General features: G+C 73.6%; 13 protein-coding genes. 10 read left to right on the plus strand and 3 right to left on the minus strand.

Annotation, left to right across the window (positions count from 1 at the left end; all coding sequences use genetic code 11):
• Positions 1-179: 179 nt before the first annotated feature.
• The 5 genes from KVT45_RS27000 to KVT45_RS27020 all read left to right on the plus strand — a co-directional run bounded on the left by KVT45_RS27000 (position 180) and on the right by KVT45_RS27020 (position 5577).
• Positions 180-782 carry a class I SAM-dependent methyltransferase gene (locus KVT45_RS27000; protein WP_217551677.1) on the plus strand — a complete coding sequence of 201 codons (603 nt, stop codon included), beginning with the start codon at positions 180-182 and terminating at the stop codon, positions 780-782.
• 127 nt (positions 783-909) lie between these two features.
• Positions 910-2352: an acyl-CoA synthetase gene (locus KVT45_RS27005; protein ID WP_217551678.1), complete on the plus strand. Its 1443-nt coding sequence runs from the start codon at positions 910-912 to the stop codon at positions 2350-2352.
• Positions 2345-3736: a carboxyl transferase domain-containing protein gene (locus tag KVT45_RS27010; RefSeq protein ID WP_217551679.1), complete on the plus strand. Its 1392-nt coding sequence runs from the start codon at positions 2345-2347 to the stop codon at positions 3734-3736. Before KVT45_RS27005 ends, KVT45_RS27010 begins: the two co-directional genes overlap by 8 nt.
• A 157-nt stretch (positions 3737-3893) precedes the next feature.
• Positions 3894-4931, plus strand: coding sequence for a rod shape-determining protein (locus KVT45_RS27015; protein ID WP_217551680.1), 1038 nt, complete (start codon positions 3894-3896; stop codon positions 4929-4931).
• 109 nt (positions 4932-5040) lie between these two features.
• Complete coding sequence (locus KVT45_RS27020; protein WP_308310873.1) at positions 5041-5577, plus strand: hypothetical protein; 537 nt, start codon at positions 5041-5043, stop codon at positions 5575-5577.
• Between the two features lie 43 nt (positions 5578-5620).
• Here KVT45_RS27020 and KVT45_RS27025 read toward each other — a convergent pair whose 3' ends face one another.
• On the minus strand, positions 5621-6538 hold the full coding sequence (locus KVT45_RS27025; protein ID WP_217551681.1) for a DUF4231 domain-containing protein: 918 nt from the start codon (positions 6536-6538) through the stop codon (positions 5621-5623).
• A gap of 439 nt (positions 6539-6977) precedes the next feature.
• On the opposite strand from KVT45_RS27025, the gene fxsB reads away from it, so the two are divergent.
• The 3 genes from fxsB (at position 6978) to fxsT (ending at position 13983) form a co-directional block, all read left to right on the plus strand.
• Positions 6978-9167, plus strand: coding sequence for a radical SAM/SPASM protein FxsB, inactivated metallohydrolase extension form (fxsB, locus tag KVT45_RS27030; protein ID WP_217551682.1), 2190 nt, complete (start codon positions 6978-6980; stop codon positions 9165-9167).
• 149 nt (positions 9168-9316) lie between these two features.
• Complete coding sequence (locus tag KVT45_RS27035; RefSeq protein WP_217551683.1) at positions 9317-10057, plus strand: TIR-like protein FxsC; 741 nt, start codon at positions 9317-9319, stop codon at positions 10055-10057.
• Complete coding sequence (fxsT, locus tag KVT45_RS27040) at positions 10054-13983, plus strand: FxSxx-COOH system tetratricopeptide repeat protein (protein WP_217551684.1); 3930 nt, start codon at positions 10054-10056, stop codon at positions 13981-13983. The genes KVT45_RS27035 and fxsT overlap by 4 nt, the downstream gene beginning before the upstream one ends.
• Positions 13984-14395: 412 nt before the next feature.
• Here the strand turns inward: fxsT and KVT45_RS27045 are convergent, their stop codons facing one another.
• Positions 14396-15820, minus strand: coding sequence for an MFS transporter (locus tag KVT45_RS27045; RefSeq protein ID WP_217551685.1), 1425 nt, complete (start codon positions 15818-15820; stop codon positions 14396-14398).
• A 235-nt stretch (positions 15821-16055) separates the two neighbouring features.
• Between KVT45_RS27045 and KVT45_RS27050 the strand changes: the two genes are divergently transcribed.
• Positions 16056-16946, plus strand: a complete 891-nt coding sequence (locus tag KVT45_RS27050) for a helix-turn-helix transcriptional regulator (protein WP_217551686.1) — start codon at positions 16056-16058, stop codon at positions 16944-16946.
• Between the two features lie 79 nt (positions 16947-17025).
• The gene (locus KVT45_RS27055) at positions 17026-18189 is read left to right on the plus strand and encodes a VCBS repeat-containing protein (RefSeq protein ID WP_217551687.1); all 1164 of its coding nucleotides are present in this window, start codon (positions 17026-17028) and stop codon (positions 18187-18189) included.
• 9 nt (positions 18190-18198) lie between these two features.
• Here KVT45_RS27055 and KVT45_RS56515 read toward each other — a convergent pair whose 3' ends face one another.
• Positions 18199-20004: an HEXXH motif domain-containing protein gene (locus KVT45_RS56515; protein WP_217551688.1), complete on the minus strand. Its 1806-nt coding sequence runs from the start codon at positions 20002-20004 to the stop codon at positions 18199-18201.
• Positions 20005-20012: the final 8 nt, after the last annotated feature.

Consider the following 20012-nt stretch of genomic DNA (forward strand, 5'->3'; position numbering starts at 1 on the left):
AGCCGGGGGCGAGCCGGCAAGGCCGGGGGCAAGCCGGGAAAGCCGGGGGCAGGCCGGGAAAGCCGGGGGCGAGCCGGCAAGGCCGGGAAAGCCGGGGGCGGGCAGAAAGGGAGAGCGCCGCCTCCGGGGTCGCCCCGTCTCGGCCCATGGCCCCCGCTCCGCTCGGTAGAAAGTCGGCCATGACACTTCACGGCACCGATGCCCACGCCGGTCTCCCCGGTCTCCCGCCCCTCGTCCGGCGTGCGCTCGATGCCGCCCGGGCCCAGTCGTTCCCCTACTCCTGCCGGCCCGAACAAGGGCGGTTGCTGCAGGTGCTGGCCGGTGGGGTCGGCGGGCGGATCGGGGAGACCGGGACCGGGGTGGGGGTGGGGCTCGCGTGGCTCGCGTCGGGGGCCCGGGCCGGTGTGCGGCTCTTCAGTGTGGAGCGGGAGCCGAAGCGGGCCCGGGCGGCCGCCGAGGTGTTCCGCGACCGGCCCGACACCACCGTGGCCTGCGGGGACTGGCAGGACATCGCGGCGTACGGGCCCTTCGAACTGCTCGTGCTCGACGGGGGCGGGCAGGGGAAGGTGCCCGGGGACCCGGCCGCCGACGTCGAGCGGCTGCTGGTCCCCGGTGGCACGGTCGTCGTCGACGACTTCACCCCCTCCGACCGGTGGCCGCCCCGGTTCGGCGGGGACGTGGACCGGGCGCGGCTGCACTGGCTGGAGCATCCGGCGCTGCGGGCGGTGGAGGTGCGGCTCGCGCCCGATCTGTGCGCGGTCGTCGGGACGCGGCGGCTGTGACGGGTCACGGGCGGGCCCCGGCAGTGTGATCAAGGTCGTGGTGCGGAGCGCGAGTGGGGTGGCCTCGGAGGGTGGTGGCTGGTGTAGGAAGGGGCTGTCGAGGTTCCCATCGGTGAGGAGTCGTCGCGTGTCCCTTCTGTTTCCGGCCCTGGTGGACGGTCCGGGCGAGCGGATTGCCCTGCGGTTCGGTGCACGGTCGTTGACGTACGGGCAGCTCGCCGCCGCGGCCGGCGCCGTCGCGGGCCGGGTCGGGGACGCCGACCGGGTCGCGGTGTGGGCGACGCCGGAACTGGAGACGGCCGTCGCCGTCGTCGGCACCCTGCTCGCCGGCCGGGCGGCCGTACCGCTCAACCCCAAGTCGGGCGAGAAGGAACTCGCGCACATCCTCTCCGACAGCGCGCCGGCCGCCGTCCTGGCCGCACCCGGCGCCGAACTCCCCGCCGCGCTCGCCGGGTTGCCGCGCATCGACGTCGACACGCACGCCACCGGCCCGCTGCCCGAGGACCGCACCACCGAAGCCGACCCCGCCCTCGTCGTCTACACCTCCGGCACCACCGGCCCGCCCAAGGGCGCCGTCATCCCGCGCCGGTCGCTCGCCGCCACCCTGGACGCGCTCGCCGACGCCTGGCAGTGGACCGGGGACGACGTGCTGGTGCACGGTCTGCCGCTGTTCCATGTGCACGGGCTCGTGCTGGGGATCCTCGGGCCGTTGCGGCGCGGCGGCTCCGTCCGGCACCTCGGGCGGTTCGACACCGACGGCGTCACCCGCGAGCTGAACGACGGCGCGACCATGCTCTTCGGCGTCCCGACCATGTACCACCGCATCGCCGAGGCGCTGCCCGGCGACCCCGAGTTGGCGAAGGCGCTCGGCCGGGCCCGGCTGCTGGTCTCCGGGTCGGCCGCGCTGCCCGTCCACGACCACGAGCGGATCGCGGCCGCGACCGGACGGCGGGTCGTCGAGCGGTACGGCATGACGGAGACCCTGATGAACACCAGCGTCAGGGCCGACGGGGAGGCGCGGGCGGGGACCGTGGGGGTGCCGCTGCCGGGCGTGGAGCTGCGGCTGGTCGAGGAGGACGGGACGGCGATCGCGGCGTACGACGGGGAGACCGTCGGCGAGATCCAGGTGCGCGGCCCGAACCTGTTCACCGAGTACCTCAACCGGCCCGACGCCACCGCGGCCGCCTTCACCGCCGACGGCTGGTTCCGCACCGGTGACATGGCGGTGCGCGAGCCGGACGGCTATGTGCGGATCGTCGGGCGCAAGGCCACCGACCTGATCAAGAGCGGCGGTTACAAGATCGGGGCCGGGGAGATCGAGAACGCGCTCCTGGAACATCCCGGGGTGCGGGAGGCCGCGGTCACCGGGGAGCCGGACGCGGACCTGGGCGAGCGGATCGTCGCCTGGATCGTCCCGGCCGACCCGCAGTCGCCGCCGCCCGCCGAGGAGTTGGCGAACCACGTCGCCGCGCGGCTCGCCCCGCACAAGCGACCCCGCGTCGTCCACTACCTGGACGCCCTCCCCCGCAACGACATGGGGAAGATCATGAAGCGGGCCCTCGGTGCCTGAGCCGACACCCGGGCCGGCATCCGGGCCGACACCCTCGCGACTCTCCGCCCGGCAGGTCCTCGGCCTCGTCACCGACCCCGGCAGCTTCGCCGAACTCCCGCACCCGGCACGGCAGTCGCCGCCCGACGGCCCGCTCGGCTGGCAGGGGTACGACGCCTCGCGCGCCCGCGCCGCCGAGCGCACCGGCGAGGAGGAGTCCGTCGTCGTCGGCACCGCACAGGTCGAGGGCACGGCGGCCGTACTGATCGCGTTCGAGTTCGGCTTCCTCGGCGGCTCGCTCGGCGAGCGGACCGGGGACCGGCTGGAGGCGGCGTACGTCCATGCCCGCGCCCACCGGCTCCCGGTCGTGCCGCTGGTCGCCACCGGCGGCAGCCGGATGCAGGAGGGCATGCTCGCCCTCTCCCAACTCCAGCGTGTGGCACGCCAGTCGGCGCTCACCCGGGAGGCGGGGCTGCCGCAGATCGCGGTCCTGCGCGACCCGACGACCGGCGGCGGCTGGGCCACCCTGGGGGCCGGCGCCGATGTCGTCCTGGCCCTGCCCGGCGCCCAGGTGGGCTTCGCCGGCTCCCGGGTCCGCCCGCCGGACGCCGATCCGGCCGCGTACACGGCCGAGGCGCAGTTCGCGGCCGGGGCGGCCGACGCCGTGGTGCCCCTGGAGGATCTGAGGGCAACGCTCGGGCTGTGGCTGCGGCTGCTGACCGCCCCCGCCCCGATACCCGCCGACCCGCCGGCCGCCCTCGGCACCACCGCGCTGCCGGCCACCGGCTGGGAAGCCGTCCGGCGTGCCCGCGCCCCGCACCGCCCGCGCGCCGACGCCTACCTGGACGCGTACTTCACCCGCCGGGTCGCCCTTGTCGGCGACCGGTGCGGCGGAGCGGATCCGGACGGGATGCTGTGCGGCTTCGGCGAGCGGGACGGCCGTGCGGTCGCCTTCGCCGCGCAGACCGGGACGGCGACCAGGCCCGCCGGGTACCGCACCGCCGCCCGTCTGATACGGCTCGCGGACCGGCTGGGGATCCCCGTGCTGACCCTCGTCGACACCCCGGGCGCCGCGAACGACGCCGAGGCGGAACGGCAGGGCGCCGGGGCCGCGATCGCGGAACTGTTCGGCGAGGTCGCGGCGGCCCGGACGCCGGTCACCACCCTCGTCATCGGCGAGGGCGGCTCGGGCGGGGCGCTGGCGCTGGCCGCGCCCGGCAGCACCTGGGCCACCCCGGACAGCTACTTCTCCGTCATCGCACCGGAGCTGGCGGCGGCGATCCTGAAGCGCTCCCCGGAGGAGACCGAGACCACCGCCGGCCAGCTGCGCATCCGGCCCCAGGACCTGGTGGAGCTGGGGGTGGTCCGGGGCATCGTGGGCCGTTCCCAGGACGGACCCGCCTGAGGCCGTCCGCTCTGCGGTCCGGCGAAACCCCCCATTCAGCCGCGCCCCGCCCGGCCCCTCCCCGCAGGCGCGCCGCTGCGATCCCCCGGAGGATGCGAAGCAGGCCGCCGACCGGCGGTGCCACCCCACACGGCCCGCGCACTCGGGAGGATCTGCCGTGACCGTCAGTCTGGAGCAGTTGCGCCGCTGCCATTTCGCCGTCGATCTGGGGGCCTCCCGCACCCGCGTGTATGTGAGGGGCATGGGCCTGGTCGTCGACCAGCCTTCCGTCGCCGCCGTGAACACCCGTACCGGCGCGCTGATCGCCGTCGGCGAGTTCGCGGAGAAGATGACGGGCCGTACGCCCGACTACATCCGTGTCGTGCGGCCCATCTCCGGCGGGACCATCGTCGACATCGAGATCGCCCAGCGCATGCTGCGCCACCTGCTCGGCGACAAGATCCGCCGGTCCCTGCGCCGCAAGCCCCGGCTGCGGGCGGCGGCCTGCGCCCCGCACGACGCCGACCCGCTGGCCCAGCGGGCGATCATCGAGACGCTGGTGGGGCTGGGGGCCAGGCGGGTGGAGCTGGTCGACACGCTGATCGCCGCGGCGGTGGGGTGCGGGCTGCCGGTGGAGCGGCCCGAGGCCAGCATGATCCTCGTCTGCGGGGCCGCCGCCACCCAGGTGGCCGTGCTGTCGCTGGGGTCGATCGTGTGCGCCGAGCGGCTGCCCGTCGGCGGTGAGGCCGTGGACCACGCGATCGTGCAGCACCTACGGCACGAGCACGAGCTGATGCTGCCGAACCAGTCGGTCCGGCCCCTGGAGCTGGCCCTGGACGGCAACGGCCTCACCCCGTACGGCCCGGCCTCCACCGAGATCCACGGGCGGGACGTGGCCACCGGGCTGGCCCGCAGCGTGCGGGTCGACACCGCCGCCGTACGCGATGCCATCCAGACGCCCCTCATGTCGGTCCTGGACGGGATCGGCAAGGTGCTGCGGGACTGCCCGCCCGACCTGGTCGCCGATCTCGCCGACCGCGGGATCATGATGGTCGGCGGCTCGGCGCTGCTCCCCGGCTTCGACCAGCTGCTGCGGGAGGCCACCGGCATGCCGGTGCACATCGCGGAGCGGCCGGACGTGTGCGCCGTCCAGGGCATCGGGGCGATGCTGGAGGGCCGGATCGAGCCCCTGGTGCTGGACCCGCTGGCCGCCTGAACAGCCACCTTCCGAGGCCGGGCACCGGTGTGAGTCGATGCGCCCCCTGCGCATCTTGTCGCCCCTGGATTAGGCTGGACTCACCGATGGTGACGGGAGGGGACGTTCCGTGACAGCCGATATCACCGAGTATCTCGACGAGGCGGCAGCGGTCCCCCGCCTCACCGTCACCCGTGTCGGCGTGACCGGACACCGTGCGCTCCCCCCGCCCGTCCTGCCGCTCGTCCGCTCGGCCCTGCGGCGTCAGTTCAGCCGCAGCGACGTGGCGTGGGAGGCCCTCAGCTGCCTCGCGGCCGGCGCCGACCAGCTGTTCGCGGACATCGCCCTGGCCCACGGCGTCCCGGTGACGGCCGTGATCCCCGGCATGGACTACGAGGCCCACCTGGGCGACGAGCAGGCCCGGAGCACGTACCGCAGGATCCTGCGGTCCTGTGCGAACCGCGTCGACCTGCCCCGCGAGCCGACGCACGAGCAGGCCTACTTCGCGGCGGGCTGCTGGATCGTGGACCACTCCGACCACCTGATCGCCGTTTGGGACGGCCGCCCGGCGCGCGGCCCGGGCGGCACCGGCGACGTGGTGGCCTATGCGCGGCGCAGGGGGGTGCCGGTGACGGTGCTGTGGCAGACGGGGGTGCGGCGGGACTGACGCCGAGCCGGCCCGCCGGTCGCGGGGCGGCCATGAGGGAGCGTCAGGTGCCGAAGCGCACCAGCCACTCCGTGTGCGCCGGGGACATCAGGCGCTCCGTCTCCCCCACCGCCTCGGCCCAGCCCGCCTCGGTCACCGTCGTGGCCATGGCGATCCGGGCGGTCTCCAGATCCTGTTCGATGAGGGAGTGGGCGTGCGTCAGCGGGCCGTGCCGTCGCACCTCCTGCCAGGCGACGCCCGCCGCGGCGGCCGCGCTGAGGAGCCCCGCGAGGTCGGCGCCGCCGAGCATGCCGACGGTCCGCAGCAGGGCGGCCGCGAGGGCGAACAGGGTCAGTGCCGCGGTGACGGAGGACCAGCGGGCGGCGGCGCGATGCGCGCGGACGGACCGGTTCTTGTACCAGACGGCCTGTTCCAGGAGCCGGTCGCGCAGGTAGAGGTCCCGGCGGGCCGCGTAGGACTTGGCCCGCTCGGCACGCATCCGCGGTGTGATCTGCCCCCCGCCCCGTTCCCCGGGGTCGCTGCGGGAGTCCTCCCAGCCGCATTTGCGCAGCTCGCGCAGGCGTTCTTCGACGCGCTCCGCGAAGACCGCGTCCGGGTCGGCGACATGGGAGTGGAAGGGGCCGCCGTGCACCATGTACTGCCAGGCCAGCGACTTCAGCAGCTCGGCGGCCGCCCGGTGCGCCTGCCAGTGGGCTCGGGAGCGACGGCGCGAGGTGCTCAGGCCGAGGGCTATCGTCAGCCCGTACAGCACGGCGGCGAGCACCGTCATGACGTGCCCTGACGCCTGCTCGGTCAGGACGGCGGCCGTGGTGGCCAGCAGAAGCAGCAGCAGATGCGTACGCACCGCCCGGAACGAGTCACTCTGATGGTGCAACGCCCACTGGTCGCTCACCTGGAACAGCGGCGGCAGGTCCCCGTCGCTCAGTGTGGTTCGAGGTACAGGAGTGACAGCCGCCCCCATGACGCCCCCTGGATTCGCTGCGCGCCCCCGACAAGCCTTCCGCGCGCCTCCGAAGACCAGCGTAAGAAGTCCCTGGGTGCGGAAACCAGTCCCACGCGCAAGTGAGGCATTTCTGATATATGGTTCCGCGTCAGCACGACCAGACTGGCGTGGAAGTCCGCAAATCCTTTGAGCCGCCGAGGAGTTGCGTGTGCGACAGTCACTGGGACGACAGCAGCTTCACCAATCCGAACTGGAGCTGAGAGACACCATGATCCTTTCGGTGACGCCGGCGAGGCGCCCTTCCCTCACCACGATCACTTCAGGACGCACACGCCTGAGGGACATCGGACCGCGCACGGCCGCCGCCGCGCGCACCGCGGGTCGCGTGACCTGCCCCGACAACCGTCCGGACCGACCCGTCACGTTCAACTCGGCCTGCTGAGCGAGGAGGGCTGACGTGAGGCAGAGCGCCGACGGGGCGGCAACAGCCGCAGGACGCCAGAGGCTTCCCGGCAGCCCACCTCTGGGACAGCTGGTCCTGAAGATCCACAGCAGGTGCGATCTGCTCTGCGACCACTGTTACGTGTATCAGCACGCCGACCAGAGCTGGCGGAACCGCCCGACCTACATCCGCCCGGAGACCGTGCGCGCCGTCGCCGGCCGGCTGGCCGAGTACGCCCGCTCGTGGGCCCTCGAGTCCGTCTCGGTGATCCTGCACGGCGGCGAGCCGCTGCTGGTCGGCCCGGCCCGGCTGCGGGACATCTGCGCGGAGCTGACCCGCACCCTCTCCCCGCTGACCGCGCTCGACCTGCGCATGCACACCAACGCGGTCACCCTGAACCGGCAACACCTGGACGTCTGCCGGGAGTTCGGGGTCCGGGTCAGCGTGTCGCTCGACGGCGACCGTGCGGCCAACGACCGGCACCGACTGGACCGCAGGGGCCGCAGCAGCCACGACCGTGTGGTCCGCGGCATCCGGCTGCTCCAGGAGCCCGAGTACCGCCACCTGTTCAGCGGGGTGCTGTGCACGGTGGACGTCGCGAACGACCCCGTCGCCGTGCACGACGCCCTCACCGAACTGGCCCCGCCGCGGATCGACTACCTGCTTCCGCACTCCACCTGGGACTCCCCGCCGCCCAACCCGGCCGGGGCCACCACGCCGTATGCCGACTGGCTGCTCGCGGTCTTCGACCGCTGGGAGCAGCAGGGCCGCCCGATGCCGGTGCGGACCTTCGAGTCGGTGCTCAGCACGCTGCGCGGCGGGCCGCCCCTGACCGAGGCGCTGGGGCTGGCGCCCAGCGACCTGGCCGTGATCGAGACGGACGGCGCCTTCGAGCAGGCCGACTGGCTCAAGACCGCCTACGCGGGCGCTCCCGAGACGGGGTACGACGTCTTCCGGCACGGTTTCGCGGAGTTCGCCGCGCACCCCGGTGTCCAGGCCCGGCAGGCGGGCCTCGACGGGCTCAGCGACACCTGCCGCCGCTGCCCGGTGGTGCGGTCCTGCGGCGGCGGCCTGTACGGGCACCGGTACAGCTCGGAGAACGGCTTCGACAACCCCAGTGTCTTCTGCGGCGATCTCCGGTCCCTGGTCGAGGGCGTCGCCGACCGGGTGACCGACCGCTCCTTCTCGCCCGCGGTGCTGGGCACGGCCCGACTCGCCTGGGCCCAGCTGGAGTTGGACCGGCTGCTGCTGCGCCGGGCGCAGGAGCAGCTGGCGGCCGAGCCGGACTGGGCGGACGCCTGGCGGCTGCTGCTGGCCCTGGACGCCGACCCCGGCACCGCCCCGCACCTGGACGAGGTGCTGGCGCACCCCTACGTGCGCACCAGCCTCCAGCGCTCCCTGCACGGCCCCGCCGACACGGCCCGGTTCATGGCACTGGCCGCCGCCGCGGCCCTGCGGGCAGGGGTACCGGCCACGCTGTCCTGGGACCAGCCCGGCACCCGGCTGCACCTGCCCACCTGGGGCACCTACCGCCTGGACGCCCCCGGCCGCATCGAGGTCACCGTGGCCCCGGACGCCTTCCGGGTACGCGGCGGCGGGCCCGACCCGGATCCCGCCGGGACCCGGGTCGGGCTCGACGGGGGCCCTGCCTCCGTGCGCTGGCGCCCGCTCGGCCGGGTGCTGGCCCAGGACGGCCCGCTGGTCGACGACGCGGACCCCTGTCGCGACTGCTATCCCGTCGCCGTCGCCCCGCCCCTGATGTGCGGCGAGTTCACGGAGCGGCTGAGCCGGGCCTACGAGCTACTGGCGAAGGAGGCACCGCGCCGGCACTCCGACCCGGACGTGTTCCGCCCCACCGTCCTCACCCCGCTGGAGGCGGGCAGCGGTCTGGTGCTCGGCGCCCACGGGTTCGGGGCGCTGGGCGTCGCGGTCGACGTGACACCCGAGGAGTTCGCCCGGGAACTCCCGCGCATCGGCCGCCGGGCCCGCCTCACCGCCCTGCGCGAGACGGCCGACCTGCACCGGCCGGGCAGCCCCGCGGGCGCCCTGCTGGACCTGGCGGACGAGGAACTCGGCCGGGAGGCGTACGACAGGGCGGCAGGCGCCCTCACCGCGCTCACCCTGCTGCCGGAGGACGAGCTGACCGAGACCGGTGCCGTGCTGCTGGCCCGCATGTGGTCGCAGTGGGCGGACCGTCCTGCCTGAACACGCAAGGATCCACATGTCCAGATATGACGGTCCTTTGTCCTGAAAGCAACCAACCGTATGGCGTGCGGTCGGGCACATTGTTGGTTCCGGCCGTAGGGCACCGTCGGCGGAGCAGGCCGACGGCCTGTCAGCGGACAGGGGGATGAGTGGGTACAGGCGAACGGGTGGAGGGCCGAGTTCCGGACCACCAGCCCTATTTCTTCCTGTCGTACGCCCACACCCCGCAGCGGGACCCGGCCGGCGGGGACCCCGATCACTGGGTGCGGGTGCTGTTCAACGATCTGTGCGGCCACATCATGGCGCTCACCGACCTGCCCGCGGGTTCCCCGGCCGGTTTCATGGACCGGGAGATGCGTTCCGGGGAGGGCTGGACCGAGAGGCTGAGCGAGAACCTCGCCGCCTGCCGGGTGTTCGTGCCGCTGTTCTCGCCGCGGTACTTCTCCAGCGAGATGTGCGGCCGCGAGTGGTACGCGTTCCACGAGCGGATGCCGAACGCCAGGGCCACCGGGACGGCCACCGCCTCGGCCGTCGTGCCCGCCCTGTGGAGGCGCGTCGACCGGCACGAACTCCCGGACTCCGCAAGGCACGTCCGCATCGAGGACCTCTCGTCCGGCGGAGGCTACCTCAGCAGCGGGATCTACGGGCTGATCAAGCTCAGCCGGCTGCGCGGCGAGTACGACGAGACCGTGTTCGGCCTCGCCGAGCGCATCGTGCGGGCGGCCCGCGACTCCGGGCCGGCGCCCGGACGCCCCCGGGACCACGAGAGCACGCCGAACGCCTTCGAACCGCGCGGCACCGGCCCCCGGCGCTTCCCCAGACCCCGTCCGGCGGACCCGTGTCCGCCGTCCGGCCCGGACGCGGGAGACGACCCCGGAGGAGAGGCATGACGGCCGCAAGAGACGGACGCATCATCACCTTCTACTCGTACAAGGGCGGCATCGGACGGACGATGGCGCTGGCCAACGTGGCGTGGATCCTCGCCGCCAACGGCAAACGGGTCCTCGCCGTGGACTGGGACCTGGAAGCCCCGGGGCTGGATCGCTTCTTCCATCCGTTCCTGGACCCCAATGTGCTCGCCGCCACCGAGGGCGTCATCGACATCCTCCAGGACTACGCCTGGGCGGCGACGGACGGCATCAGCCGCACGGGCCCCTGGCACCTGGAGTTCGCCGACGTCGAGCAGCACGCCGTCTCGCTCTCCCCCGAACGGCGGGGACTCGGCTTCGAGAACGGCGGCTCGCTCGACTTCCTCTCCGCGGGAAGGCAGTTCCGCGCCTACTCGGGCACGGCGTCCTTCCTGGAGTGGGACAACTTCTACGACCGCCTCGGCGGCGGCGTGTTCCTCAAGGCGCTGCGCGACAGCATGAAACGGTCCTACGACTACGTCCTGATCGACTCGCGCACCGGCCGGTCGGACACCGCGGACATCTGCACCCTCCAGATGCCCGACGTCCTCGTGGACTGCTTCACCCTCAGCGACCAGTCCATCGACGGCGCCGCCGAGGTCGCGCACAGCGTCGGCGACGAGCACCGCAGGCGGCGGATCCGGGTGCTGCCCGTGCCGATGCGCGTCGACGACGGCGAGAAGGACAAGGTCGAGGCGGGCCGCGCGGTGGCCCGGCTGAAGTTCGCCGGACTGCCGCAGGGGCCGGACGGGGAGTTGCTGAGCGCCGACGAGGTCACCGCCTACTGGGGCAGCGTCGAAATACCGTACAAGCCGTACTACGCGTACGAGGAGACCCTCGCCGTCGTCGGGGACAAGAAGGGCGACCCCAAGTCGCTGCTGGCCGCCTTCGAACGGCTCACCGCGGCCGTGTCCGACAACGAGGTCACCGCGCTGCCGCAGATCCCGGAAGCGGTGCGGCTGCGCAGCCGGGACGCGTTCGTCCGGCGCCGGCCGCAGGCCACCGGAGCGCGGGTGACCGTCGTGTACGCGGCGGAGAACCGGATGTGGGCCGACTGGATCGAGTCGCTGCTGAAGCGGGCGGGCTGCACCGTCACCCTGCACGACCTGGTCACCGGACCGCTCGGCAGTCCCGCCCCCGGCACCCGCGCCCTGGTGCTGTGGTCCAAGGCGCTGTACGAGTCCCGGCACACCGCGAGCCCGCCGGGCCCGGCCACCGGCGCCGACGGGCCGCCCGGATCGCTGATACCGGTACAGGTGGACGAGGTCCGGCCGCCGGTGTCGTACCAGCACCAGTCCGACCTGGTCGACCTGCACGGACTCGACGAACCGGGCTGCGAGGCCGCGCTGCTCGGCGCGCTCGGACTGCCCGGGCAACTGCCGGCGGGCGGACCGGCGGCGACCCGGTTCCCCGGCCATGTCCCCGACCACTGGAACGTGCCGCAGCGCAACAGCACCTTCACCGGCCGCGGTTACCTCCTCGAAAGGGTGCGGGAGCAGTTGCGCAGCGGCATGACCGCCGTACTGCCCGGGCACCAGGTGCTGTTCGGGATGGGCGGGGTCGGCAAGACGCAGATCGCGCTGGAGTACGTGCACCGTTTCAGCGCCGACTACGACCTGGTGTGGTGGGTTGCGGCCGAGAACATCGACAACGTGGTGGCCTCGCTCGCCGAACTCGGCTCGCGCATCGGCGCGCCCGGCGGCGAGGACATGGCGCTGACCGGCAAGGAAGCCGTACGCATGCTCTCCCGGGGCAACCCCACCCAGCGGTGGATCCTGGTCTTCGACAACGCCGACGACCCGGATGAGCTCGCCGGCCACCTGCCCGCCACCGGCGGCGGGCACATCCTCGTCACCTCGCGGAACCAGGCGTGGTCGGAGATGGGGGCGGCGCTGCCGGTCGACGTATTCCAGCGGCAGGAGAGCGTCGAGCACCTGTCCCGGCGCGCCCCGGGGCTCAGCCCGGCCGAGGCCGACCAGGTCGCGGAGGCCGTGGGCGATCTGCCGCTCGCGGTGGAGCAGGCCGGCGCCTGGCTGGCCGAGACCGCCATGCCGACGACCGAGTACCTGAGCCGCCTCACCGAGGAGACCGCCGCGGTGATGGGGCTCAACCAGCCCGCCGACTATCCCGAGACGGTGGCCGCCACCTGGAACATCTCCATCGAGCGGCTGAAGGAGCGGTCACCCGCCTCGGTACGGCTGCTGCAGCTGTGCGCGTTCCTCGCCGCCGAGCCGATCTCCTCGGAACTGCTCTACGACAGCGACGAGATGCTCACCGCCCTCCGCCTGACGGAGAGTCTGCTGATCGGCCGGCTGGTGCGGGAGATCGGCCGGCTCGCTTTGGCCAAGGTCGACCAGATCTCCCGCTCGATCCAGGTGCACCGGCTCGTGCAGGCGGTGATCCGCTCCCAGATGTCGGAGGAGGACCGGCGCCAGGCCCGGCACACGGTGCACGAGATCCTCAGGGGAGCCCGCCCCAAGGGCGACGAACCCACCGACAACCGGGAGAACTGGCCGCAGTTCGACATCATCTGGCCGCATCTCGCCGCCTCCGACATCCGCAACTGCACGGAGGGGGAGCCGCGCCGGCTGCTCATCGACCGCGTCCGCTACCTGTGGAAGCGCGGCGAGTTCCAGCGCGCGCAGCGACTCGCCGAGGAACTCCTCGACCACTGGAAGGAACCCCTCGGCGAGGACGACGAGCAGTACCTGTACCTGCGCTGCCAGCTCGGCAACGTGTTGCGCTCGCAAGGGCTGTACGTCGAGGCGCGTGAGCTGGACGCCGACGTGCTCGGGCGGCAGCGCCGGCTGCTCGGCAACCGGCACCCGCACACGTTCATCACCGCCTCCGGCCTCTCCAGCGACCTCGCGGCGCTGGGCGAGTACACCAAGGCGGTGGAGCTGGCGAAGGAGGCGCACGACGGCTTCAGCGACCTCTTCTACGAGGCCCACCCGCGCACCCTGAGCGCGGCCAACAACCTGGCGCTGGCCCTGCGCATGGTCGGCAGGTACCGGGACGCCCGGCAGATCGACGACGTCACCCTCAGCCGGCGCACCCAGGTCCACGGCGCCGATCACATCTACACGCTCTCGTCCGCGGAGAACCTCGGCCGCGACCTGCGCGAGGTCGGCGAGTACAGCATGTCGGTGACCGTGCTGTCGCGGGCGTACGAACAGCACAAGCGCGTGCTCGGCAAGGAGTTCCCGGGCACGCTGCGGTGCGCGAAGTCGCTCGCGGTGTCGCTGCGCCGGGCGGGCGAGCTGGAGGACGCGCGGCGGCTGACGTCCGCGACCCTGGAGCAGTACCGGTCGCAGTACACCGCGCCCACCCCGGACCGGCTCGCCTGCGAACTGAACCTCGCCGCCGACCTGTTCGCGGCCGAGGACCCGGAAGCCGCGCGCGACGTCGCCCAGAAGGTGCTCACCGAGTACATGAAGAAGCCGGGCGAGGCCCACCCCCACACCCAGGCCGCGATGAACAACCTCGGTGTCTTCCACTGGGGCTGCGGTGACACGGAGCAGGCCGAGGAGGTGTTCCTGAAGGTGCTGGACCGCATGACCGACGTACTCGGCGCCCACCACCCGCACACCCGGTTCTGCTCCGCCAACTACGCGATCGTGCTCGCCGAGACCGGCCGGCTGGAGGAGGCCTGGGAGCGGGAGCGGTTCAGCATCGACGCACTGCGCGCCGACCTCGGCACCCAGCATCCCGAGGCCCTGGCCGTCGTCAGCAACGGCGCCCTCACCCTGAGCGCCCTCGGCCGCCTGGACGAGGCCCGGACGCTGCGCGAGGAAGCCGTCAGAAGGCTGCAAGGGCTGCGCCGGCAACTCGGCGAGAACAACGGCATCACCCGCTTCGCGCTGGAGGAACGGCGGGTGTACCGGGACCTGGAACCGCTGGCCGTATGAGCGCACACGGCGGATCAGCGCGAACCGGCAGCGCACGCCGTATCGGCTTCCGGACGGTCTCGGTGTCCGTCTCCCTGCCGCCGGATCACACGCGTGACCCGTGGCCGCCGGTCCGAACCGGCCCGCGCGGCCGCGGATGCGGGCCGCGGCCGGTGCGTACCGCCCGCGCACCCGTGCTCCGTACGGCGATCCGGGTTCCCTAGTACGGCAGGATGCGCCCGGAAGGCGTCCTGCGGTCGATCTCCTGCCCGCGGGGAGCGGGCCGACGAACAACGCGTACGCGGATCCGACCGTCCATGACGCCCTCCTCTTGCCGAGCCCTGACCGGTACCTGCTGTCCGGTAGGAGGGCTCTGCCCCGCACATGGCTGGTCCAAGCCTGGTGCGGGGCAGCAAAGTTGGCGGACGCCTGCTCAGCGGGGGCCCGGCCGTGGCCCGCGCAGGAACAGGGCGCTGGTGAGGGTGGAGAGGAGAACGAGGGCGGCGTTCACCGCGATCGCCGCCCTGAGGCCGCCCAGGACGGCCGCGGCACCGGTGCCGGTCGTCGCCGCGGTGGCGACCGCGCTCATGACCGGGGTGCCCATGGTGATGCCGATCTGCTGGGTCATGGTCGCGAGCCCGGTGGCCAGGCCCTGTTCGCGGTCGGCCAGCCCCGAGGTGGCGGTGACCATGAAGCCGACGATCACCAGCATGTTGCCGACCCCGCCGGCGAACGTGGCGACGAGCAGCAGCCCCAGCGAGGAGCGGGTGTCGCCGAGGCCGAGCAGGGCTGCCGTGCACCCGGCCTGCAGGATGCCCCCGCCGATCAGCGTCCGCGCGCTGCCGATCCGGCCGATGACCTTCGGGGCGGCCGAACCGCCGACGACGGTTCCGGCGCCCAGCACGCCGAAGGACAGCCCCGCGGCCAGCGGGGAGAAACCGAGCACCTCCTGGAGGTAGAGGGTCAGCAGGAAGACCAGGGACGTCTCGGTGAGGAACGCGATCAGACCGGCGGCATTGCCCCAGGCCACCGAGCGGCGACCGAGCACACCGAGCGGCACCAGCGGCTCGGCCACCCGCCGCTCCACCGCCCCGAACACGATCAGCAGCACCGCCCCCGCCCCCGCCGGCAGCAGCGCGGACGGCGCACCCCAGCCGTGCTCGCCCGCCTGGGTGAGACCGAGGACGACGGCCAGCAGACCGAGCGTGACGCTGAGGGCGCCGGGCACGTCGAGCCTGGGGCGCCCGTCGGGCCGGGACTCCGCGACCACCGCCGGGGCGACGAGCAGCACGGCGAGGGCGACGGGCACGTTGACGAAGAACGCCCAGCGCCAGGAGAGCAGGTCGGTGAGGAGGCCGCCGAGGATCGCGCCGGTGGTGAAACCGGCCGACATCAGCGCCCCGTTGAGGCCGAGCGCCTTCTCACGCAGCGGGCCCTCCGGGAACGAGGTGGTCAGCAGCGACAGCCCGGCCGGGGTCACCGCGGCGGTCGCCAGGCCCTGCAGGACGCGGGCCGCGATCAGCACCTCCGGGTTCCCCGCCAGGCCGCCCAGCAGTGAGGCCGCGCCCAGCACCGCCAGGCCGCCGAGGAAGAGCCGGCGGCGGCCGAAGAGGTCCGCGACCCGGCCGAACAGCAGGGTGAAGCCCGCCGCGCACAGGGCGAACGCGGTGCCGATCCACTGCAGATGCGCCGCCGGGAAGCCGAGGCCCGTGCCGATCACCGGCAGCGCCACGTTGAGGACGGAGAAGTCCACCGCCAGCATGAACTGGGCCGCGAGCAGCAGGACCAGCACCAGTCGCAGGCGTGGGGTGAGTACGGCCGGGGCGGTTGCGCGCGCCCTCGCGTCGGTGACGGGCATGACGTGGTGTTCCTTCCTGTTCCTGCCTGACGATCGCCTCTGACGACCGGCAGCCGCGATCGGCCTGCCGATCGCGTCCGGCGATCCTGGAAGGAAGGCTCACCCGCCCGTTCCGGCCCAGCCAGCACCCTCTCCTGGGTGGTCATGGCGTGACCACCCTCGGCCGTCCCGCCGGCGCGGACCGGCGGGCATCATGGCAGGGGCGAGCGGTCCGACCGACCACCAGGAGACACCGATGGACGCCCTGTCCGAGCTGGGGAGCTTCCTCAAGTCCCGCCGTGCGGCCGTGCGCCCCGAGGACGCCGGGATCACCCCGCACCCCGGCCGCCGCCGGGTCACGGGGCTGCGCCGCGAGGAGCTGGCCATGCTCGCGGGCGTCAGCATCACCCACTACACCCGCCTCGAACAGGGCCGGGGGAACGGCGCCTCGGACGCCGTACTCGAGGCGATCGCGCGCACGCTGCGGCTGAGCGAGGACGAGACGGCGCACCTCAAGAGCCTCGCCCGCCCGGCGCACGCGTCCAGAAGAGCTCCGGCGCACGCGCCCCGGGCCGGTGCGTCGGCGCGGCAGTTGCTCACCGCGATGACCGAGGTACCCGCGCTCGTCCTGGACCGGCGCGGTGACGTCCTCGCCTGGAACCGGCTGGGCCACGCCCTGCTCGCCGGCCACCTGCCGCCCGAGAGCCCCGCCGGACCCGCCACGACGGGCCCCAACCTGACGCGGATGCTGTTCCTGGACGAGCGCTACCGGGAGCTGTATCCGCGGTGGCGCGAGGAGGCCCAGCTCGCGGTGGCCTCCCTGCGGCTGCTCGCCGGCCGGCACCCCGAGGACCGCCGGCTGACCGAACTCGTCGGCCGGCTCACCGTGCAGTCCGACGAGTTCGCCGCCCTCTGGGCCCGGCACCCGGTGCGCACCTGCACCTCGGGGGTGAAGGAGCTGCGGCACCCGCTGGTCGGCTCCCTGGAGCTCAGCTTCGAGAACCTTCTCCTCCCCGGCACCGCCGGGCAGCGCCTGATCGCCTACACCGCCGAGCCCGGTTCCCCCTCCGACGCGGCGCTGCGGCTGCTGGGCAGCGTCACCGCGCCGGTGGCAGACCCGGCGAAACCACGGTCCCGTAACACGTGAATCACAGGCGGTGCCCCTAGGTTCCGGTGCCCATGACAGACACCTTCTCCGCGTCTCACGGAAGGACATCCCTCCGGTCATGAGCACACACAGGAACCGCCGGGCCGCGCGCATCGTGGCCTTCGGAGCCGCCGGTGCCCTGGCGGTCGCCGCGGGCGTCACCGCCGTGGCGTCGGCGAGCCAGCCGGCCACGGCGACCGCAACCACCTGCTCCTTCACCCGGTCCGACACCTCGGCGAGCACCGGGGACAACCCCCGGCACGTGGTGACCGGTGACCTCGACGGCGACGGGAACGCCGACGTGGTCGCCGCGGACAACTCCGCCGACTCGGTCTCCGTCCTGCTCGGCAACGGCGACGGCACCTTCGACGCGGCCACGGACTACCCCGTGGGCGACGCGCCGTACCAGACCGTCATCGCCGACTTCGACGCCGACGGCAACCCGGACCTCGCCACCGCCGACTTCGACGGCGGCACGGTGAGCGTCCTGCTCGGCACCGGGAACGGCGCCTTCGGGACGGCCACGCAGTACACGGTCGGCTCGGGCGCCCGCGCGCTGGTCGCCGGCGACGTCGACGGGGACGGCGACGTGGACGTCGCGGTGGCCGAGGAGTCCGCCGGGCGCGTCAACCTGCTGCTGGGCGACGGTGAAGGTGCGTTCACCGTCTCCTCGCAGACGGTGACCGTGACCCGGCCGCACGGGCTGGTCCTCACCGACTTCGACGGCGACGGCGACCTGGACGTCGCCACCGCGAGCGTCGCCACCGCCGGGGGCGTGAGCGTGGCCCTCGGCAACGGCGACGGGACCTTCGGCGACGTCACCGGGTACAGCAGCGTGCAGCGGCTGTACTCGCTCACCCAGGGCGACTTCGACGGGGACGGCACCACCGACCTGGCCGCCGTCAGCAACGGCTCCGACACCCTGGAGATCTACGCCGGGAACGGCGACGGCACCTTCCAGGACCCCGTCGACCACACCACCTCCGCCCTGCCGGTCGCCGTCGACGCGGCCGACGTCAACGGCGACGACATCCCCGACGTCCTGGTCTCGTCCCTCAACGGCAACTCGGTCGGTGTCTACACCGGCACCGCGGGCGGCTCGCTGAGCGAGCTGACCGAACTGCCGGCGGACGGCGCCTACGAGGCGGCGGCCGCCGACGTGACGTCCGACGGCACGACGGACCTGGTGGTGGCGAGCAGCAGCGACGACGCGGTGGACGTCTTCACCGGCTCCTGCGGCTGAGCACCCGTCTCAGGCGGCCGTTCCGGCGGCCAGCCAGAGCGCGACGTCGCGCGGGTCGGCGGCCGTGCCGGTCATGCGGAGTTCGCGGTGCACCGCGCGGGGCAGTTCGGGGCGGTGCAGCAGCGGGCGGGCGGCGAGGGCGAGGACGAGGCCGGTCCATGCCTCGGCGTCCTCGGGGTCGCCCGCCAGCAGGCGGGCGTAGGCGTCGGGGGCGGCGGGGTCCCCGGCGACCAGGGCTCGGTCGGCGGCGGACGGTACGGGCCAGTCGCCGGCGTCCGGTACCGCGAGGCGCTGCCGGACCAGTCCGTTGCGGGCCTGCGACCAGGGCGCGGCGAGGTCGGGGACGACGGCGGACGCGGCGACGCGCGCGTCCGCCGCGGCACCGGCGGCGAAGGCCCGGGCCAGGGCGCGGACGTCGTCCGGGGCGGGGGCCAGATGCCGGACCCGCCAGCCGGTGCGGTGGTCGGTGGCCACGAATTCGGCCAGGGCGACGATGTCCGGCCGGATCCGGTCGTCCGACCACCAGGCGGGCAGCCGTGCGGCCATGCCACGCAGGAAACGGCGGCCGTGCGCGGTCAGGGCGGGATCGGCCCCGAGGGTGTGAACGGCCTCCTGGGTCTGCCGCCTGCGCAGGGCGAACTCGAATTCCACCCGGGTCCGTTCGTCCTGCGGCGCATGGTCCAGGTACCTGCTCCAGAAGTCGGTGATGCCCAGGAAGGCGTAGGCGCCCTGGAGCAGACCCCGCAGCGGACGCGGGTCGTTGCGCCAGGGGGCGTAGTGCCGCTCGGTCCCGCTGTCCTGCTCCAGCGTCAGCAGATGGATCAGGGCGCCCAGTTTGGTGTGCTGGAACTCGTGGACCAACGTGACCGCGAAAGTGGCCGGGTCCGGCGGCAGCGAGGAGAGCAGACCGCCGAAGGCGTCGCCGGAGGAGGCGCTCGACACCGTCCAGGGCCGTGTCGGCCGGACCTCCGCGACCGTACGCAGTCCCTCCGCCATGGCGGCAGCCATGCCCGGATCGCTGGCCACGAGCAGGTCCAGGGCCAGACCGAACCGTTCCTGCCAGCGGGCGAGCTCGTCCTTGCCGAGGCGCCGCGGGGGCAGCGGTTCGCTCAGTTCCCGGTAGGGGTCGATGTCGTCCAGCCAGACGGTCACCGGCCGGCCCGCCGCGTCGGCCCGCAGCGTGCGCAGTCCCTGCCAGCCGGGGGCGTCGCCGTCGGGAGGCCCGAGCGGCCCGAGCGGCTCGGGCGGCCCCACGCGGGCACCGTGCGGGTCGACCTTCAGCCGCCCGGCCTCCACCACCACATCCGCCGTCCCCCACCGCGGACGGTCCGGCAGGCGGGCCAGCCCGAGGGTGGGGAACATCGCGGCTCCGTCCCGCAACGGCACCGTGGTGCGCAACGGCAGTCCCGTGCGCAGCGCGGCGACGGCGCACACCGCGTACAGATGACCGAGGTCGGTCCACAGAGGTCCGTCGCCCCAGGCGGTGAGCCTGAGCCGGCGCAGGCTGTGCCCCAGCCAGACGCCGATCTGCGGATGCAGCAACAGCTCCCCGAAGTCCTCCGGGGCGCGCTGCTGAGCCACCGTCAGGGTGTCCCACGCGGTGTCCACCGGCGGCAGCGGGCCCAGTGCACCGGGGGTTGCGGCGATGGCGTCGAGCAGGGCCCTCAGCAGCAGGAGCCGCCTGCTGTACTCGGTGCTCCGCAGGAAACGAACCGTCTCCGGACCTCCTCGGCCCGCGGCCAGGTCGTCCAGGTGAGCCAAGGGGATGACATGGTGAGCGGCGTGGGCGCGAGCCGAGCGTCCGTCCTGCTGCACATGGCTCC

It is taken from the genome of Streptomyces sp. GbtcB6 (genome assembly GCF_019091475.1).
Classification (GTDB): Bacteria; Actinomycetota; Actinomycetes; order Streptomycetales; family Streptomycetaceae; genus Streptomyces; species Streptomyces hyaluromycini.